Source organism: Microbulbifer variabilis (genome assembly GCF_020524905.1).
In the GTDB taxonomy this organism is placed as follows: domain Bacteria; phylum Pseudomonadota; class Gammaproteobacteria; order Pseudomonadales; family Cellvibrionaceae; genus Microbulbifer; species Microbulbifer variabilis_A.
Window position 1 is genome coordinate 78,804 of record NZ_JAIVKI010000018.1, and the last position, 16,100, is coordinate 94,903.

Annotated in this window: 11 protein-coding genes and 2 pseudogenes; 7 read left to right on the forward strand and 6 right to left on the reverse strand. The window is 42.6% G+C overall.

What is annotated here, in order from left to right; genetic code table 11:
* Positions 1-466 precede the first annotated feature (466 nt).
* Positions 467-7,078: a PQQ-binding-like beta-propeller repeat protein gene (locus LC073_RS17525; protein ID WP_226648613.1), complete on the reverse strand. Its 6,612-nt coding sequence runs from the start codon at positions 7,076-7,078 to the stop codon at positions 467-469.
* A gap of 810 nt (positions 7,079-7,888) precedes the next feature.
* Between LC073_RS17525 and LC073_RS17530 the strand changes: the two genes are divergently transcribed.
* From LC073_RS17530 to LC073_RS17545, 5 genes and pseudogenes are all read left to right on the forward strand, one after another.
* The gene (locus tag LC073_RS17530; protein WP_226648614.1) at positions 7,889-8,128 is read left to right on the forward strand and encodes a hypothetical protein; all 240 of its coding nucleotides are present in this window, start codon (positions 7,889-7,891) and stop codon (positions 8,126-8,128) included.
* Positions 8,129-8,152: 24 nt separating this feature from the next.
* On the forward strand, positions 8,153-8,275 hold the full coding sequence (locus tag LC073_RS21725; protein WP_264190672.1) for a hypothetical protein: 123 nt from the start codon (positions 8,153-8,155) through the stop codon (positions 8,273-8,275).
* 111 nt (positions 8,276-8,386) lie between these two features.
* A complete protein-coding gene (locus LC073_RS17535) occupies positions 8,387-8,578 on the forward strand; it encodes a hypothetical protein (protein ID WP_226648615.1) in 192 nt (63 codons plus the stop codon).
* A 959-nt stretch (positions 8,579-9,537) separates the two neighbouring features.
* Positions 9,538-10,773, forward strand: a complete 1,236-nt coding sequence (locus tag LC073_RS17540) for a hypothetical protein (RefSeq protein WP_226648616.1) — start codon at positions 9,538-9,540, stop codon at positions 10,771-10,773.
* Between the two features lie 147 nt (positions 10,774-10,920).
* A pseudogene (locus tag LC073_RS17545) lies at positions 10,921-11,167 on the forward strand (IS256 family transposase); the annotation flags it as partial.
* 130 nt (positions 11,168-11,297) lie between these two features.
* Here LC073_RS17545 and LC073_RS17550 read toward each other — a convergent pair.
* Positions 11,298-11,807: a hypothetical protein gene (locus LC073_RS17550; protein ID WP_226648617.1), complete on the reverse strand. Its 510-nt coding sequence runs from the start codon at positions 11,805-11,807 to the stop codon at positions 11,298-11,300.
* A 742-nt stretch (positions 11,808-12,549) separates the two neighbouring features.
* Positions 12,550-12,729: a carbon storage regulator CsrA gene (gene csrA, locus LC073_RS17555; protein WP_226648618.1), complete on the reverse strand. Its 180-nt coding sequence runs from the start codon at positions 12,727-12,729 to the stop codon at positions 12,550-12,552.
* A gap of 500 nt (positions 12,730-13,229) precedes the next feature.
* Between csrA and LC073_RS17560 the strand changes: the two genes are divergently transcribed.
* Positions 13,230-13,667, forward strand: a complete 438-nt coding sequence (locus tag LC073_RS17560) for a hypothetical protein (protein WP_226648619.1) — start codon at positions 13,230-13,232, stop codon at positions 13,665-13,667.
* Between the two features lie 251 nt (positions 13,668-13,918).
* Here the strand turns inward: LC073_RS17560 and LC073_RS17565 are convergent.
* Together LC073_RS17565 and LC073_RS17570 are read right to left on the reverse strand one after the other, a co-directional pair.
* Positions 13,919-14,956, reverse strand: a pseudogene (locus LC073_RS17565) (IS630 family transposase).
* Positions 14,957-14,963: 7 nt separating this feature from the next.
* Complete coding sequence (locus LC073_RS17570) at positions 14,964-15,335, reverse strand: hypothetical protein (protein ID WP_226648621.1); 372 nt, start codon at positions 15,333-15,335, stop codon at positions 14,964-14,966.
* 124 nt (positions 15,336-15,459) lie between these two features.
* Here LC073_RS17570 and LC073_RS17575 point away from each other — a divergent pair, with 124 nt between their 5' ends.
* Entirely contained in the window at positions 15,460-15,909 is a 450-nt protein-coding gene (locus LC073_RS17575; RefSeq protein ID WP_413231459.1) for an IS30 family transposase, read from the forward strand.
* Here the strand turns inward: LC073_RS17575 and LC073_RS17580 are convergent.
* On the reverse strand, positions 15,884-16,100 hold a 217-nt coding region (locus LC073_RS17580), incomplete at its 5' end, for an integrase core domain-containing protein (protein ID WP_226648622.1). The two genes, LC073_RS17575 and LC073_RS17580, sit on opposite strands and share 26 nt — an antisense overlap.

Sequence of the window (16,100 nt, forward strand, 5' to 3'; positions counted from 1 at the left end):
TCTTAATCTTCTCTAGACCAATAGTGCCAAAACACCGGAAGAGTCCCTTTTACCTCGATTCAACAGCGAATTCCCGTAGCAACTACTCACAGTCAGCCTCCAAGCCTTCAGCCGATGCTTGGTCATAAACCCAAGAGCCTAAATTTTAACTGGAGCACTATCTCGAACTGGTAAATTGGAAAGGTTGAGGAAAGTTTGAAGATACCACCACCGAAATAATTTAAGGTATCTCTCCAATTGACATAATCCTAGAGCTAGGACAAATAGAATAGGAAAAGTAAACTCTTACTTCATATTATTATTCAGATGGCTAGATAATAAAAAAAATTAGCACCACAATAATAGACAGGGCACAGCCAGTCTTTTAATCCTTAGGCTACTTCAAACTAGCAAATACTAATGGCATGGGGGTTGCCCCACCATGCCATTAGTAGTCTCAGTAAACTAAATCAAATTAAAGGTTCAGTTACTGTAGCGAAATAGCAGTCAACTCAGAGCCAGCGATATACAGGGTTCCGTCATCACCAAGGCTTAAGTGCCCGGAGGATGCAAAACTCCAATCCAACTCCTGAGTACCTATATTAATGGCATAAGTATGCGAGGAATCTCCAACAAAAATATGCGTTCGAGTTACCACAATATTTGAAGTTAATGACTTCGACGCCTCCCAGGCCCACACTTCTCTGCCATTTTCTTCATCAACAGCTTTCAAAATACCAGATTGCAAAGCATAAATAACTCCACCACTAGAGGCTGGCTGCCCTGAAAATCCAACTGAATTTTTCTCCCATAAAATGTTGCGTTTATCGAGATCAAATACAACTAAAGAGCCCGATTGAATTGCCACAATATGATTATACCTAGTCAAGACTGTGGCCAAATTTACATCGTACCCTCTCCAGTCAAAATTAGGATATTCAATGCTATAGGCCAATTCACCAGAATCACGATGAAAAACTTGCAGGTCAGTTATAAATGCATATACATACTGTTCATCTACAGCTGGGGTAAATTCTTGATACTGCGCAGTTGATGCAAACCAAGACTCCGACCCATCACTCAGATCAAATGAGTAAAGTCCTCCGTAATACCCCCCGGCAGTATAAATCCCTCCATCATATACAGTTGGAGACATGTAGGTTGACCACTGATTTCCATATTCAGTAGCAAACAATAGTGAGCCGTCATCTATATCAAGCCCTCGTATAAAGGACTCTTCATGACCACCAGTTTGAATAATGACTTTTCCACGGTCATAAGCTGGGGGATTTATAGAATGTATACCATCATAAACGCGCTCCCATGCCAAATCTCCCGTGCTTGCATCCAAGGCAACAATTCTCTGCTCAGCAAAATAGGAATCATTAGATGCGAAGACCTTACCATCAGCCACCACTACCGGGTGTAACTTCGTCATATTAGGTAATGTCACCGACCAATGGTGAGAGAAATCATCTACATCTAGCTGTAGCGGTGTATAACCAGTATGCGCTGCCCCCCCTTGATATGTCGCCCATACCACAGGTAGGGGGTAACTATTGCTATCAATAGGTGAGGTGTCTGAGAAGAACTCTTCAACATTTGTAAAAGAATCAAAATCTTCATCATTTGCTGCATCGTCAGCATCGATCGGGTCTAGCGCATATAGTACTTCCCATCCATCCCGCATACGATCGCCATCAGTATCAGCAACTATTGGAGATGTACCATAGGTATTCGACTCTTCAAAATCCGAAAGGAAATCACCATCTGTATCTACATTTCTCGGAGACGACCCTAAAGCATATTCTTGCAAATTGGTCAGGCCATCAGCATCAATATCGTCCGCGCTATCATCTACCAACAAATCCAAACCATACTCGAACTCATACATATCTCCCATACCATCACTATCCGAGTCTTCAAGTAAGGGATTTGAGCCTAGTTCCTTTACCTCTGTAAAATCAGTAAGCCCATCGTTGTCGCTATCCTGCGCCAATAAATTTGTACCTAATTCCGCTTCCACCCCATCGGACAAGCCATCGGCATCCGTATCTGCAATAAAAGGATCAGAACCATAAATTAAAAGCTCATCGCCATCGTTAACGCCGTCATTGTCAATATCAGGGTTGTCCGCATGAGTACCAAAGGTGTACTCCAGCAAAGCAGATAAGCCATCCCCGTCCAAGTCGGAGCCCGCGTCACCAACATTCTTAGGATCTAATCCAAAGGCATACTCCCACCAATCAGGGAGTCCATCACTATCAGAGTCCCAATCTGGCATAAGATCTACAAATTTACCTCGCGCATCTAGCTTGGTAAAACTACTTAAGTCCGCCGCGACACGATATAGCCCATCATATGCTGTAGCAGCGACCAACTCCCCATTTCTACGAATATTAATATCATTAAAGCTCTGGCCAACGAATAAAGTTTTTTGCAGAACCCCACCAGCCGTAAACTGGTGTATCTCACCGTCCCAGGTAGCTGAAAAAATATTACCAACCTCATCAATGGCAATTGCCCGTGAAGTTTCAATTGGTATATTGGAGAGTAAAACTCCGGACACAGGATCGAACTGAGAAATCTGACTGCCACTTAATGCGTAGAGATAACCATCTTCGCCAACTGTCAGATCTATAAATGGGCCTGCATCTACATAATTCACAGAGCCACTTGCTAAGTCAAACTTCACATACCCTTGACTAGGACTGCCACTAGTTGATTGGTTGGTAACGAAAATTTGTTCACCAACAGCATCTATGCCGCCATAACTCAAATTATTAACGGTACTCCAACCAGGCGCTGGATAGTGCTCCCAAAGGTTTAACTCTAGCGTATACACACTTAAATAAGGTTCAAATGTCCCATTGAAAATCGCTACTCTTCCATCATCCAAAATAACCGCATCTCGTGCATATGTGTTATTACTCCCTTTTGGATCAGGGATATCGAAGCTTTTTATTTCACGACCATCAACATCAAGTAAGTAAAGCTTATTGTCAAAAATAGAAATTCCAGAGGCGCCCAATTCAAAAAGTGTAGGAGGAGAAATGCCTGCCAATTCATCAATCAAAATACCACAATCATCAGCAGAGGATTCAACCCTCACAACCAACGTATGATAACCCTCAGCAATGGGAACAGAGAGCTTTTCCCATGATGTTTGGGAGACTGGACTATCTAATAATTTTTCTCCATTTAGCTCAATAACCAATTGGGCATCATAGGTAGAGTGACAGGTAGACCGCGCTCGAAGAGAAAGCTCTACAGGTAAAAAGTAATTAGCTGTCGAAATACCCCAACTACCCTCAGCAAAAAGGCTAACAACCCCATCGCTAGCTGATCGAGTTACAAATTGTGGGCTACCTTGTGAAATCCAACCATCCGGTAACTCTTGATCCTCAAAAGAAAAATAGAATTCATCTATTGGAGAGGGTATTGATAACTCCTCAGTTGGGTCAAAGCCCAAAAGGTACTCAATTAGATTAGAAAACGTATCATTATCCAAATCACTATCGGCATCAGAAACATCTAACGGATTCAGTCCATATAGCACTTCCCAGCCATCTGGCATACCGTCTTCATCCGTATCACTGTTAGATGGATCAGTAAAATAAGTCATAACCTCGTCAAAGTCTGACAATCCATCCTGATCCGTATCTACCATCAAAGGCGAACTGCCGGCTACGAATTCCTCAAGATTGTTTAGACCATCTGCATCCGAATCCTTCAAGGCATCTAGTTTGTCAGTGTCATCCAAACCGTGGGCCAACTCCCACCACATTGGCAAGCCATCGTTATCGGCATCAGATTCATACCGATAATTTACTATATTCAGCTCATTGCCAATTGATTGATGAATTAGTATTACACCAGTTTCATCAGCAATAAGGTCTATATAGGTATCGATATCGATATATTGTTTAAATAGAATTTCTCTAAGATCATGACTGAAAATTGCTAAAAGATATTCCCTATCTACCTTAACCAGACCAACAGCGACACTCTCGCTCCAGGTGAAACCCAGTAGCTGTATCTCCGCGCTCACACCCTCAGATAAAGGGCTCAAATCAAGTGCACTAACGAGGGGGTTAGCGGGGTATCCCTGGATAACATTCCCCTCTCCAGTTACAAACAACTTACCATCCGGTGATTGCGACAGCCATGCACCTAAAGACTCTCCGAAGTAATAATATTGATACTCGGAAAACTCCTTTCTATCATTATCAATATTAAAGCTATTTAAATCTCCATAAGAAGAATAATGATAAAACCGGCCGGTTTTCTCCACGTAAAGCAGCTCCTTTGAGCTGCTTACCCAATTGTAACTATCCCTAACCGTATAGCTTTTATCAAGCAAGTGATAATTCAAATAAATGCTATCTTGACCACTTCCAGCAACTGCCACATAGAAATCACCTGCACTTATTAATGCTTCCAGACCTCCCTCTAAAGAGGCCACCTCCTGGTTTTTTATAGGTAAAGTTTCACTAAACTCAATAAGTTTACCATTCTCAAAACCAACCAATATCGAAGATGGATTGGCGACATTTATAGACATCGCCTTACCGTTACTCTCAAAGTGCCCCAAATGTAAAGGGTTTAGATATTTACCAGCAGCCGTATCCCACTTCCAGACTGAACTGGAATCTCCATCCAGCAAATATAGTACGTTTCCTCTTCGAGCAATCTGATCTACATTTTTGACCTGGACTTGTCCTTGAATATCACAAACACCATTTATGCCATGCTCTGCAAGGTAGCAGGCTGAATCCAGAGGAAATAAATCGAGGCTTAAACTAGATTCTCCCACAGACGGATCATACCCATCATTCCATGAGTCGGGCGCGCCATCGAGGTCAGAATCAACTGATGCAGCGCTATCGTTTGGAAATGCATCCTCTCTATTCGGAACTCCATCGCCATCTATATCATCTAATAGCTCAACCAGCTGATACTTTCGGCCATGATTCTCAGTATAAGTAATGACCAAGGCTGCTTCATCTAACTGTACTAAGCCCTCAGGAAGTCCAGTATAGGAAGCAGAAAAAAATGCTTCAAAATTGTTGTTGTAAGCAACTAAAGAGCTGTTATTAGTAAAAGACGCTGATAAGGTTACAACCGTACTATTATCGGAAAACCCATAATCAAAACTAGTTACTGGAGAGCCAATTAAACTCAAGTCACTGGCTTTGTAATAATCACCACTACCAAGCAGCACTCCGTTACCACTATTAACGAGCAGAATCGGACCTCTGATAGTGTAATCACCATGGTAGGGAGATTCCCCTTGGGCACCTATAGCACCGCTCGACTGAGAGATTTCCTCAAAATGTATATCATTAGGTGACGTGCCATCTCTAAAATGATAAAGCCGATTATTTACATCGTTCCAAGCATAATAATGAGAATACCTATTCCAATCCTTACTATCTAATAAACTCCCATCCTTAGACAAGACATGATGTGAACTCCAGGCTCCCTGACCATCTTGAACCAATAGATAGCGACCCGCTTCCGCCAGTCCGGTTGCACCCACAGGCATTTGAATGAGGTTAACTAGTTTTTCAGGTGTATCAATTGAAAAATATCGGATCCAGCCGTCACTATAAGCAAGATATACTCTCTTATGCTCATTATGGTAACGTACAACCTGGGGACTTTGATCTTCAACTACTAGATCAAGTTTTCCAGTGAAGCTTTGAGTCTCTGAACTCCACTGGTAAAAATCGTAAAACCCATTTTCAGAGAACCCGAGATATATAACACCATTCGCATCAGAAAATGCTTCATCCAGTGCAAATGTATCGGTCAATGTGGCGAAACAGGTCTCCCCATCACCTTCATTTATCCGAAAGCACGACGCATCAAGATCGTAATAGTCAGCATTATCACCGACTCCGTCACCATCCTGATCTGATGACTCTGTTTTATCCCAAGGGAATGCGTCGTTCTCGTTTTCTACGCCATCATTGTCAATATCGTTGTCAACTTCATTTGGGGTACCATCCCCATCTAAATCGGCTCCGATAGCTTTGATAATGGAGTATTTTGGTTTATCCCCCCAGGCTGAGGTCTCTCTTGAACCTTCATATTGACGTGTTTCATGAATAAGGAGCTTAACTAAACCACCAACTTTGAGAGGAGTTTCAGCGTCTGAAGACTCGGGATCAAAGGTGTTGGGCACAAGTAGCTCACCAATGTTCAGCCTGGAGACAAAGTCGTAATTATCTTGTATTGCCTGCGTGGTATTTGTATCAAGACCTTCGGCAAGGCCATTTAACACCCCATCTGTTAGATCTAAAACTAACAACTCCAGTACTGCAGAAGTGCTTATATCTGTCTCGTTTTTAAGAGCCCACACAAGAGATGCGGTAGCTTCAGAAGCGGTACGGTAGCTCAAAATATCATCAAGATCGGCCTCATTCCCAAAGGCCACTGGTGGCGTATGAAAAAGGTCTACCTTATCTAGTAGGTCAAAGCCTAACTGACTTTTAACAACCAGTGATTGGGAGCTTATAGCATCACTCAACCCAGGTTTATCGACTACATTTCTCTGCCGGATCAGATCAACAACGATGGTTGTTAGCGGTGTTGCGAAGATATCTTTAGATTTCTCGAGCGCCTCAGCTTCAACAATTGTTGATAAGCTAGGAAGGATTGGGGCCATTCCTGTCGTTAGGTCTATCGTGGCATCATCAGCCAAAAATTCAATTAGGTAGTAACCATTGTCCGGAAGGTCTAAGCCTTCCTCAGTGAATTTACCTAACTCTGTGGTTTCGCCTCTCGCGACAACCTCCCCCTTTAAGTCCTCCGCCTCAAAAGAAACTTCATGAATCTTATAAGTGGCAAAACTTAGTGGCCCCTTAACGGCGGTCCCAGAAAGCGAATATGTGACGGCTGGGGTAGGGGCAGGTGTAGGCTCGGGTTCAGGTGAAGAGTCACTGCCTCCTCCCCCTCCTGAGCAACCTAGTAAGACCGCAGTGAGACCTGCCAGTACAAGCTTTAAATAAAATACCGTTGTTCGCGATCCCATATCACAATCCTTTTCACTCACCAAGCCTGCATACTTAGTGCGATAGTACTTGAGCTGCATAAATCAGGGCCTTTTCGCCACTTTGCAATTCTTTACAGAAATGGGCGCGATCATATACGGCTATTAAATGAACTGCAAAACCCAACTTAGAATTCGATACCTTATTATCACTATGTCTCCCGCTGTGTACGGAGGATATTCCTCTGCGGTAGGGATGACGTATCCAGGAAGAGCTGTGAACACCAGCGCCAGCGGGTTGAAGACAGGATACAAGGAAAAGCCAAGATCTTTGATCTCGATATCCCAGTTCCAATTACATCTCAATACAGCAATGTACTCACGCTACAATCTCAACCGAGAAGCCCGCCTCTGGTGGACGAGGAGCGCCGGGATATGTCCCTTTTCAGCTGAACCGCTATTTAACTGAAATGGCCTACAACTGTATCCGAATAAACCCAGGGTGTACGGGTTAAGGATTGCCAGCGTTTTCTCCCCTCCCCACTAAACTCAGCCAATTCAGCAGGGGTTACTTACTTGCTGTGCGGCTCTTTACCTAAATTCCTATCAACTGTCTCGATAAGCGGCTACCGGGAGTAGCATGCCACCTATTTCTATGCAGAATCTCTGACAACCAACCAATTGGTACAAGCGTTTGACTCCCACCCCAGAGCTTTCCAATTGGTGGGTGTCCAACATCGTGTTGCGGTAATGACTATGTGTTATTGCACCATGTATTTGCTGAGGTAAATGGCGAAAAAAGCGCTTAAGGCCATGCAATGGTTGGTATGGGTGCTATCACCCAGGCCATGTTTAATCATGGTGGAGCATCTCGGAGTCACCATTCGCAAAAAAGCTTAAGTCGAGGTGTTGTTGATTGATGGTGACCGCACTAGAAGTGTACTGCTGGGCAGTGGGGAAACCGTTGCTGCCGGTAAAGCAATCGCCAATATCGGCCCCAAATTGCTCTTTAGCCAGATGGTTGACGAACAGCACCTAGAGCCGGAGTTCCACCGCCGGGTGCACGGTTTCAGGATAGGGTCAGGAATCGTCATTGGCCCCACCATAAATTACCTAGAGCAAGCCTATGTGGATGCGACCCAATACGGATAGTCAAAGCAGCCCATTGTAGAGATATTGATCCCCTCCACCATCGACCGCTCCCTGGCCCCCGAAGGCCAACATGTGGCCAGCCTATTCTGCCAGCAATTTGCTCCAGAACTCCCAGAGGGTAAGAGCTGGGACGGCTATCGCGAGTAGGCAGCTCAGACCATTACCGATACCGTCACCAACTATGCACCCAATTTCCGTGATGCCATCATCGCCCAACAAATTCACTCACCACTAGATTTAGAGAGCAAGTTTGGCTTGATGGGTGGCGATATCTTCCATGGCGCCCTCGGGCTGGACCAGCTTTGGAGCAATCGCCCCTTTATGGGCTTTGCGGATTACCGCACACCGATTCAGGGCCTGTATCTCTGTGGTTCCGGTAGCCACCCGGGAGGTGGGGTTACTGGTGTGCCTGGCCATAATGCAGCGATGGAGATTTTGAGGGACAAATAGAAATGGCTCGCAATGATCTTACGAACACAGTACAGCCATTACTCCTAGTGAGTTAAGGCCACGATTTAACACTCAAGTTATCAGCTAGCTTATGCACTATTTGAATGAGTTCCCGCACTTACAGAATGACAAGTGCAGGGACCAGAAAGGTGGGATGCTTGAAATCTCAGGTTTTTCTGGATAAGGGAACTCTAGTAGCAGGTAGGGTCTGCTTAGACCTTAGTCCTATTCTGGCCAATATTGCTAAAACTCCAGAGAAGTCTGATTTCACCTAGATCCAGTAACGATTCACACAGTAACTACTGGCAGTCAGCCCCAAAATCTACTGTCGTAACTTGATGGCGAGTGCCAAGTTTAAAAGTTGCTTTAAACAACTGGCAATCTCACCGGAATTGGTACGGCAGATCTGTATACTGTAAACCAAAGGCTAGGTACTTGGACTACGGTATTACCAATGTACCTACCCTGAACTCCTCACGCATTCTTCTGTAACAATCTAGAAACTTTTAGCTTGGAAAAGATATACATTTCAGAATGCATATATCACTTACCACACAAAAGGATAAAAATTATTGCCTATAATCCAGCTTTTTAATCATTTATTATTCAGAAGTTTTATCACCGATAATCCAGATTTTTTTGATCAAATTATACTCTGCTAAAGTATTGTTTAAAGAGTGGAAACCTTTCTTTAATTATCTACCAATAGAGCTTATGCTTATTTCTAAACATAGTCTCATATAATTTAGGAAATCTGTACAACTTAACATTCTGCTAAGATTTTCAATTTCAGCGCTTGTTATTAATACAATATTGTTTAGTATCTCCATCATCTGCATTTAGAGCGCTTATGCAACTCATTAGTGTCGACTGTTTTATTCTACTTAATTGATCAATGGTTGATCAATTGCGAAATATGGAACTGTATCGTTAATTTTATGACAGGTGTTTAGAAGAGTATGAAGAGTTTATTGTTGTTACTGTTGTTCTTACTAATTTTCATTTTAATGCTCTTAGCATTGGCAATTCCGAGCATTATCAATCTGTTAATCTGTTTTTTTATCTATAAAAAAATCGGGCCTTTTAGCCAAAAAAATAGCGTCAATATTATTTCTATACTCATGCTTTCAATTCTACTAGGGTTCAATGTTCGGATTGCTGACATAGGGCGTGAGATTTTTTTTGGAAAAAAAGTAGTAGTACATAAACAAGGAAACATCAATATAAATCAAGGCTCTACAATAAGAGTATCAACCGATTTTGATAAGGTGTTATTTAAGGAAAATGTATTTGATTCAGGACGGTTTCTTTGTAACGAAGGCGCCATGACATGCCACATTGATGAACCACACTTGGTCATTACCAATATAAATAATGCCATCCTAAATAGTGGCCTTAAAGTGTCCAATGAAAATGATACGCATTTATTACTTAAAATTAATAAGCGTGTGAATGAAGGGGTGGCTACTTACGACCTACGCCTATTAAATGAAAATGGGGTTTTGGCACATGAAACTCATCGACGAGTGATGTTTTTATCCGGAGAAGAGTATATTCTTGAGAGATCAGCAAATGGACTTGATAATTATATAAGATATATTTTTTCCAATACTTTTTGGGATTACATATTAAGATGGAACCTCAACATAAAACAGGAGCCATTCTTAGAGGGATTTATTAATAAGAACATCACACTTATTCCAGAGGAAAAGCCCTACAGATTACTTACATCACAGGAAGAGGGATCTGAAAGAATTTTTCTCGAACAATACAAGATTAATAAAAATTCATTTAATCTTCACTCAGCAAGCTGTATCGCAAGACAGGTCTTGAGCGGATCTCGTATTTTGGGAGAAAATCGACAAGTAAGTTTATCCATTCCTTCCGGGAAAGAAAAGATAATAATTTTTGATGATAAAGTTAATCTAAATCAGATAGTATGCACTGAAGAACGAATTTATCTTGTATATTTTCCTACAGGGAATAGTCATATACTTATAGTAGAATATGATTATGATGGGAATTATATTGTTAGCGATAAGATTTTAATACCATCACGAGCGTGGGGTAAACCACCAAGAATTTCATATTTTGAAAAAAGAGATGACAATAGCTATTTGATTCAAATAGTAGAGTATTCTGGAAAAGACAAAGAACCCATGAATGCCCTAACCCTGACAGCTCTGGAGAATTAAATCTAACAACTGCACTATTCTTAGGGAACGGCTGAAGAGAACGGGCAACTCCGGAATTCTACTCCTACATAGAAAAACTGAGGGTGCTCAAAGCTCTGTATTAGCCAAATAGGCTTATAAGCTGACACAGAGTTTTGAGCACCTTCATATCCGAATTACGAATGCACCGTGATCTAAACTACGAATGCCGTTGGGGCCGTTCACCGCCAGCTCCATAAGCCGACCAAGGCGAAGGGTGGATTCGCCAGTGAGAACTGGCTTACTTAAGCTATTGTACGCCAGTATACTCAAAGCCTCGGGGCGCTGGACGCATCCGATTCAAAATTGGAATTTAATGCTATCGCAGCTGACGATCCACTTCCCTGAGCGCTTGAAAAAACACATCAGCCTATGAGGCTATTTGGCTAACACAGAATTTTGAACACCCTCTCCGACTTTGAGAAATCGTTAACTTCGCGAAGTGATTGAGTTTTAAAAACATCGTGTCTCGATGTGGTGTATCTTTGGGTGTCCAAGATTATTATCTATTCATATCCTGGTTCTCTTTTCCTTGGACGAAGCGATAAAGAAATAAACCAAGGGTCACCATCACCAATTATTTGCAGTTTAAACTCCGAATAATCGGTACGCCAAATACTATTATAGTCCCATAGATCTATGAAATTACTCTCTTCCATTGCCCCTGCTTCAATACTCATTAATTGACGGTAATTAAGTGAGTCAGCGATAAGTTTACTTTCTTTGGTCTCCCTATATCCAAGAGGACTGAGACCATTTCTTAATCGTGACCGGAGCTTGTCAAAGCGCAATATTGTCTCATCTACTGAATCGTAGCGAAAACCGTAGTCATACTTATAAACCCTCTCTTTATGGCACCACAAATTAACAACTACGATTTCGCTTGGGTAATTTGAATTTTTATGATAACGGGAAAATGAGTTTTCTAGGAGGTCTCTATCCAGTGTTACAATCTGTTCAAGCGCTTCTATAAACTTGTTACAATCACCACCATAGTAAGAGAGAGGTATGGACAACCCATCTCCTCTTACACTTAAAGGAAGGAGTATCATACAGAAGGCAAGGGTAAGTTGTCGATACATGGAAACACAATAATCAAAGCGATAAAGAATGGCGACAGTATGCCTTCAACTGTATTACCTTGCTATATCTTCTTTCAGGCACTCGCCTAGCCACCTTATAGCAACTGATTGCTAAAGGGCGACTACTTCTAACCCAACCTCTTTATAAATACGGAAGTTTCAAGCTGTATAAATTCACCATCTTGTCATGGGTATCCAGGTAGATGCTGAAACGAGCCCCAATCAGCCCTCGAACTTGCTGCCAATGCTCGTTGATGAATGCCAAACCATGTCCAAGGACCAACCTTTTCAGAAACACCACTATCTCAGATTGGTAGACTGGAGTAGTCGCTCACTCAGTACACAAGAGCCAGGGGCCTTAGTGAGTATATTCCTTCTTCATCGAAAGGCTATGCATCTTGGCAAAACAGTGTCTCAGTCTAAACCTCAACTCTAAAGACCGTTTTAAGCCGCTAGTAAACTCAACTGAACTAGTGCTGAGCACGAGTATTTCGAGATTACGAAGGGCTTTCTTGACCTCTCACACAGCAATCTATCAGAAGCACCTTTTGGCACCAAAGAGACTTTCGAGTCAGAGCGTGGATATCACCTGCCAGACTAAGGCACAAAAAATTATGCTCGGAATCCCGTTTCTTAATCGCTGGGTGACCAGAATTGCCCCACCCTTTCAGCATATTCAAGCCATCACTTTCCGTTCCTTTTTGATCCGCACATAGATTTCTTCACGGTGAATAGGCAGTGATTTGGGTGCGCTTATGCCTATCTTCACTTGATTACCTTTAACCTCCAGCACTGTGACTGAGACATTTGCTCCAATCCTTAACTTTTCACCCGTCCGTCGCTTTAAAAGCAGCATACTTATTTCCTTCTATCGTCAAATTTTGGGCACTTCCGGGGTGGGGAAATTTGGGTTTTAACGCTTGGAGGAATTGTGGGGCGGTGCGCGAGGGCGGTAGGCAGAGAAGAGGAAAAGGCGGGCGCTAGGCTTCCAGCGCTTAGGAACAGGCACCAAGCTGCTGAATGTACTCCACTTTATTGAAGACGAGCGGGTTTCTAGCGTATTATCCATATAGCCATTTTGATAGAACGATTATCAATTTGGTTAGCTGGCCCCGGGTGTTGGTAGCACCTTGGGTCAGCGCCTTTTACTTACTCTTACGTCACGCTACCGTTCTCCTTTGAGGGGATGGGTTATTTAGAGAACTCTCGGTTCTCTCGAAGCCTTCAAACTTTTCAAACCTCTAAGGCCTTTTTAATCGGCTCGCTCAATTACGGCTAAAATACCAAAATTATCTATCGATTTTACGCGGCTTTGACATTGAAACAAACTGAATAAAATCCAACAAGATCATTTTAGTGCCTATATTTTTTTATATTTCCGACCAGAAAAATTTTATCCAACAACTGACAGTTTTATTTATATTGGAATTTCGCCTGTGCTTTTCCGAAAAGATTAAAGATCTACTTCCATTTGTCGGCGGTGAGCGTTTGAATATGCCGAAAGGGCTACCCTTTCACCTGGATCACCATTTGGAGCTGGCGGACTGGAGTGGCCGGCATTTAGATTCCAGAAAACGAGGTTGTATTTGTGAAAATACACCTCCTATCCTAGAGGACTTGGTATCTCAGCCCAGCACTGACTATATCTCAACCGGAGTTTTGAAAGCCGCTTTAGAGGCTTGGGGGAATCAGCGTGGGGCTGTACAACAAGCTTGTAACCAGCTCAATAAACGTTGGGTGCACGGCTTAGGCGACTGCCGTTGTTTTCTCCAAGCTACCCCCCTACTAATCTAGCCCCACTCTAAACACTTGACGCCACGATTGTTGATTTTCTATCCAAAAAAGATTTTTGCTAAGCCTTAATACAAATTCCCGGTATTTCACGTCCTTTACTTCTAACTCAGAGACGAAGAGCCAGCAGAACTGGGGCTTGTCGCGTAAATGATACCTCTCCCAAATCTTTGGGTGCCCTGAATTGTCTTAAAGATTAGATTTTGATTCATGTGAGTTGAATGATATTTTTATTAACCCAGCGGATAAGTGGTTCATTGTGCTGCATATTTAATTGAGCGGTGTTTAAAGTAGGAAGCTACACGCGCGGGTTTCTTTTGTAACATTCTCATGTGAGAGAATACCTTGCTTTTCAGCTTCTCTCTCGTTCGTGCTGGCATCCCACTGTGAACACCCGCTATGAGATCGCAATTCAAATATTCATACGGGTTCTATTCAGGCGAATATGATGGCAAATAAAATACTTCTATTTCATCCTCATGATCTGCCAACCAGGCTTTAACGACTCGTGCATGATGGACCCTAAGATTGTCCAGAATGAGATAAACTTTACGGACTGCTGTTTTGATCAATCGTTTGAGAAAATCGATCAATCTGTCAGCATCCATGCTCCCTTCATAAATTTGAAGCCGCACAGTTCCCTGATTTGTAACCGCAGAGATCATATTGAGTGAAGCACGTTTGGCATTCAGTCTCACAATAGGGGTTTTCCCTTTTGGCGTATAGCCTCGCTCATGTTGGCAATCGCTGCGAATTCCTGTTTCGTCGCCCCAGTAAATCTCTGCATCTTCCCGTTTCGCACGCCGCTTAATGTTTGGATAGTCTTCTTCCAGCCACTTTTTAACGGCTTTTGGGTTTTGCTCATAGGCCCGTTTGGCGGGCTTTTGCGGCGTAAAACCCCAGCGCTTCAGATAATCACCGACAGTACGAATCGGCATTTTAATACCGCATTCGTGTTCAATCTGCTCCATGACTGCTTTACGTGTCCACAGCACGTAGTCAAGCTTGAGTTGATCTGGTTGTTTATCCGTGATTTGCTTTTGAAGCTTTTTTTCTTGCTCTGGCGTTAACCTGCGGTTTACCCCTTCGGGTCGGCCAAGTCTTTTAGCGGCTAATGCTTTGAAACCACCTGCTTTAATGGCATTGATCCAGTTTTGTACTGCTTGGCTGGAGACATCCAGCGTCCGCGCAATTTCTGCTATAGAATCTGATTTCTTCCAAAGCTTTACAGCCGTTCGACGTTTCTCTTCCTTGGCGGAAGCGGGTAATTTTCTTGCATCAATAATATCCATTCGGACATTATACAGAACTATATAGTCGCCAGATTAATAATATACAGTTAATCGGAAACTCTTCACCCTCATAAATATAGCGGTCAGATTCTTCCTGTACGCACCATACCTTCACAGATTTATTCAGGTACTTTTTGTGGATATCTGAATTGATACATCTGATAGGCGAAACTCCACGACCATATTTAAATGGGGTTTTCCCCACCATATAAACATAAGCACGGTCAATTGCTGCTGGGTTTTCAAGGGCACCAACTACCGAACTTATAACTTCACTATTTTCGTCAATCAACCTGATATGTTTATTTGTATAGAAAACACTATAGATGAAACCAATTAAAGGTATTGTCCACATAGCTATCAGAACGACAATTATCACTATTCCTGAAATGTCGGGATTTGAAAAAAATCTTTAAGGTCTTTCAGGTACTGATCTTTATCTTCACTTTTCTTAAATGAAATTCCAGCGCGTATTGATAATGAAGAGCGGTCAACGATTGTTGATGGAAACACCGAGCCCGGCCACTGAGAGTGGCAATACTGTTTACGGCCAAGATAGCTATCTTGTGACTTTAGTTGAGCGAGCCTCTAAGTTGATGCTCACCCCTAGGGTGCCCAACAAGAGTAAGAGGACAGCAAGTTGGGCAATCAAGCAGATGCTGAAGCCGTATCAGGTAATATGTAAAACGATAATCTTCGATAACGGAGGGGAGTTTGCAGGTCATCAATCGATTGCACGGAAACTGGGATACAAAATATATTATGCAAAGCCTTATCACTCTTGGGAGCTAGGATTGAACGAAAATACGAATGGTCTACTGAGACGTTTCTTCCCGAAAGGAATGAAGATTTGCAAGATACCCAAAAGCCATATTGATGATACAGTATTCCGAATAATGTTGTGGTCAACTCCAACCGGACACTTCTTTAAGCACATTTCTCAAATTCGATAGGAGCTATGTCCCCCAGTGTTGAATGTATTCTGCGTGAGTTGTAATAAGCAATATAGGCTCTTACATCTGCTATCGCATCCTCTCTTGTCGGATAGAGATTTCCTGTTAACCATTCCCGCTTCAGGCTGCTGAAGAAACGTTCAGTCGGTGCGTTGTCCCAACAATTTCCCTTACGGCTCATTGAACACACC

Coding starts and splice junctions, on each gene's coding strand:
- LC073_RS17525 (WP_226648613.1), bottom strand. CDS start 7,078: ATGCAGCTCAAGTACTATCGCACTAAGTATGCAGGCTTGGTGAGTGAA.
- LC073_RS17535 (WP_226648615.1), top strand. CDS start 8,387: ATGGGTGGCGATATCTTCCATGGCGCCCTCGGGCTGGACCAGCTTTGG.
- LC073_RS17540 (WP_226648616.1), top strand. CDS start 9,538: ATGAAGAGTTTATTGTTGTTACTGTTGTTCTTACTAATTTTCATTTTA.
- csrA (WP_226648618.1), bottom strand. CDS start 12,729: ATGCTGCTTTTAAAGCGACGGACGGGTGAAAAGTTAAGGATTGGAGCA.
- LC073_RS17575 (WP_413231459.1), top strand. CDS start 15,460: ATGGAAACACCGAGCCCGGCCACTGAGAGTGGCAATACTGTTTACGGC.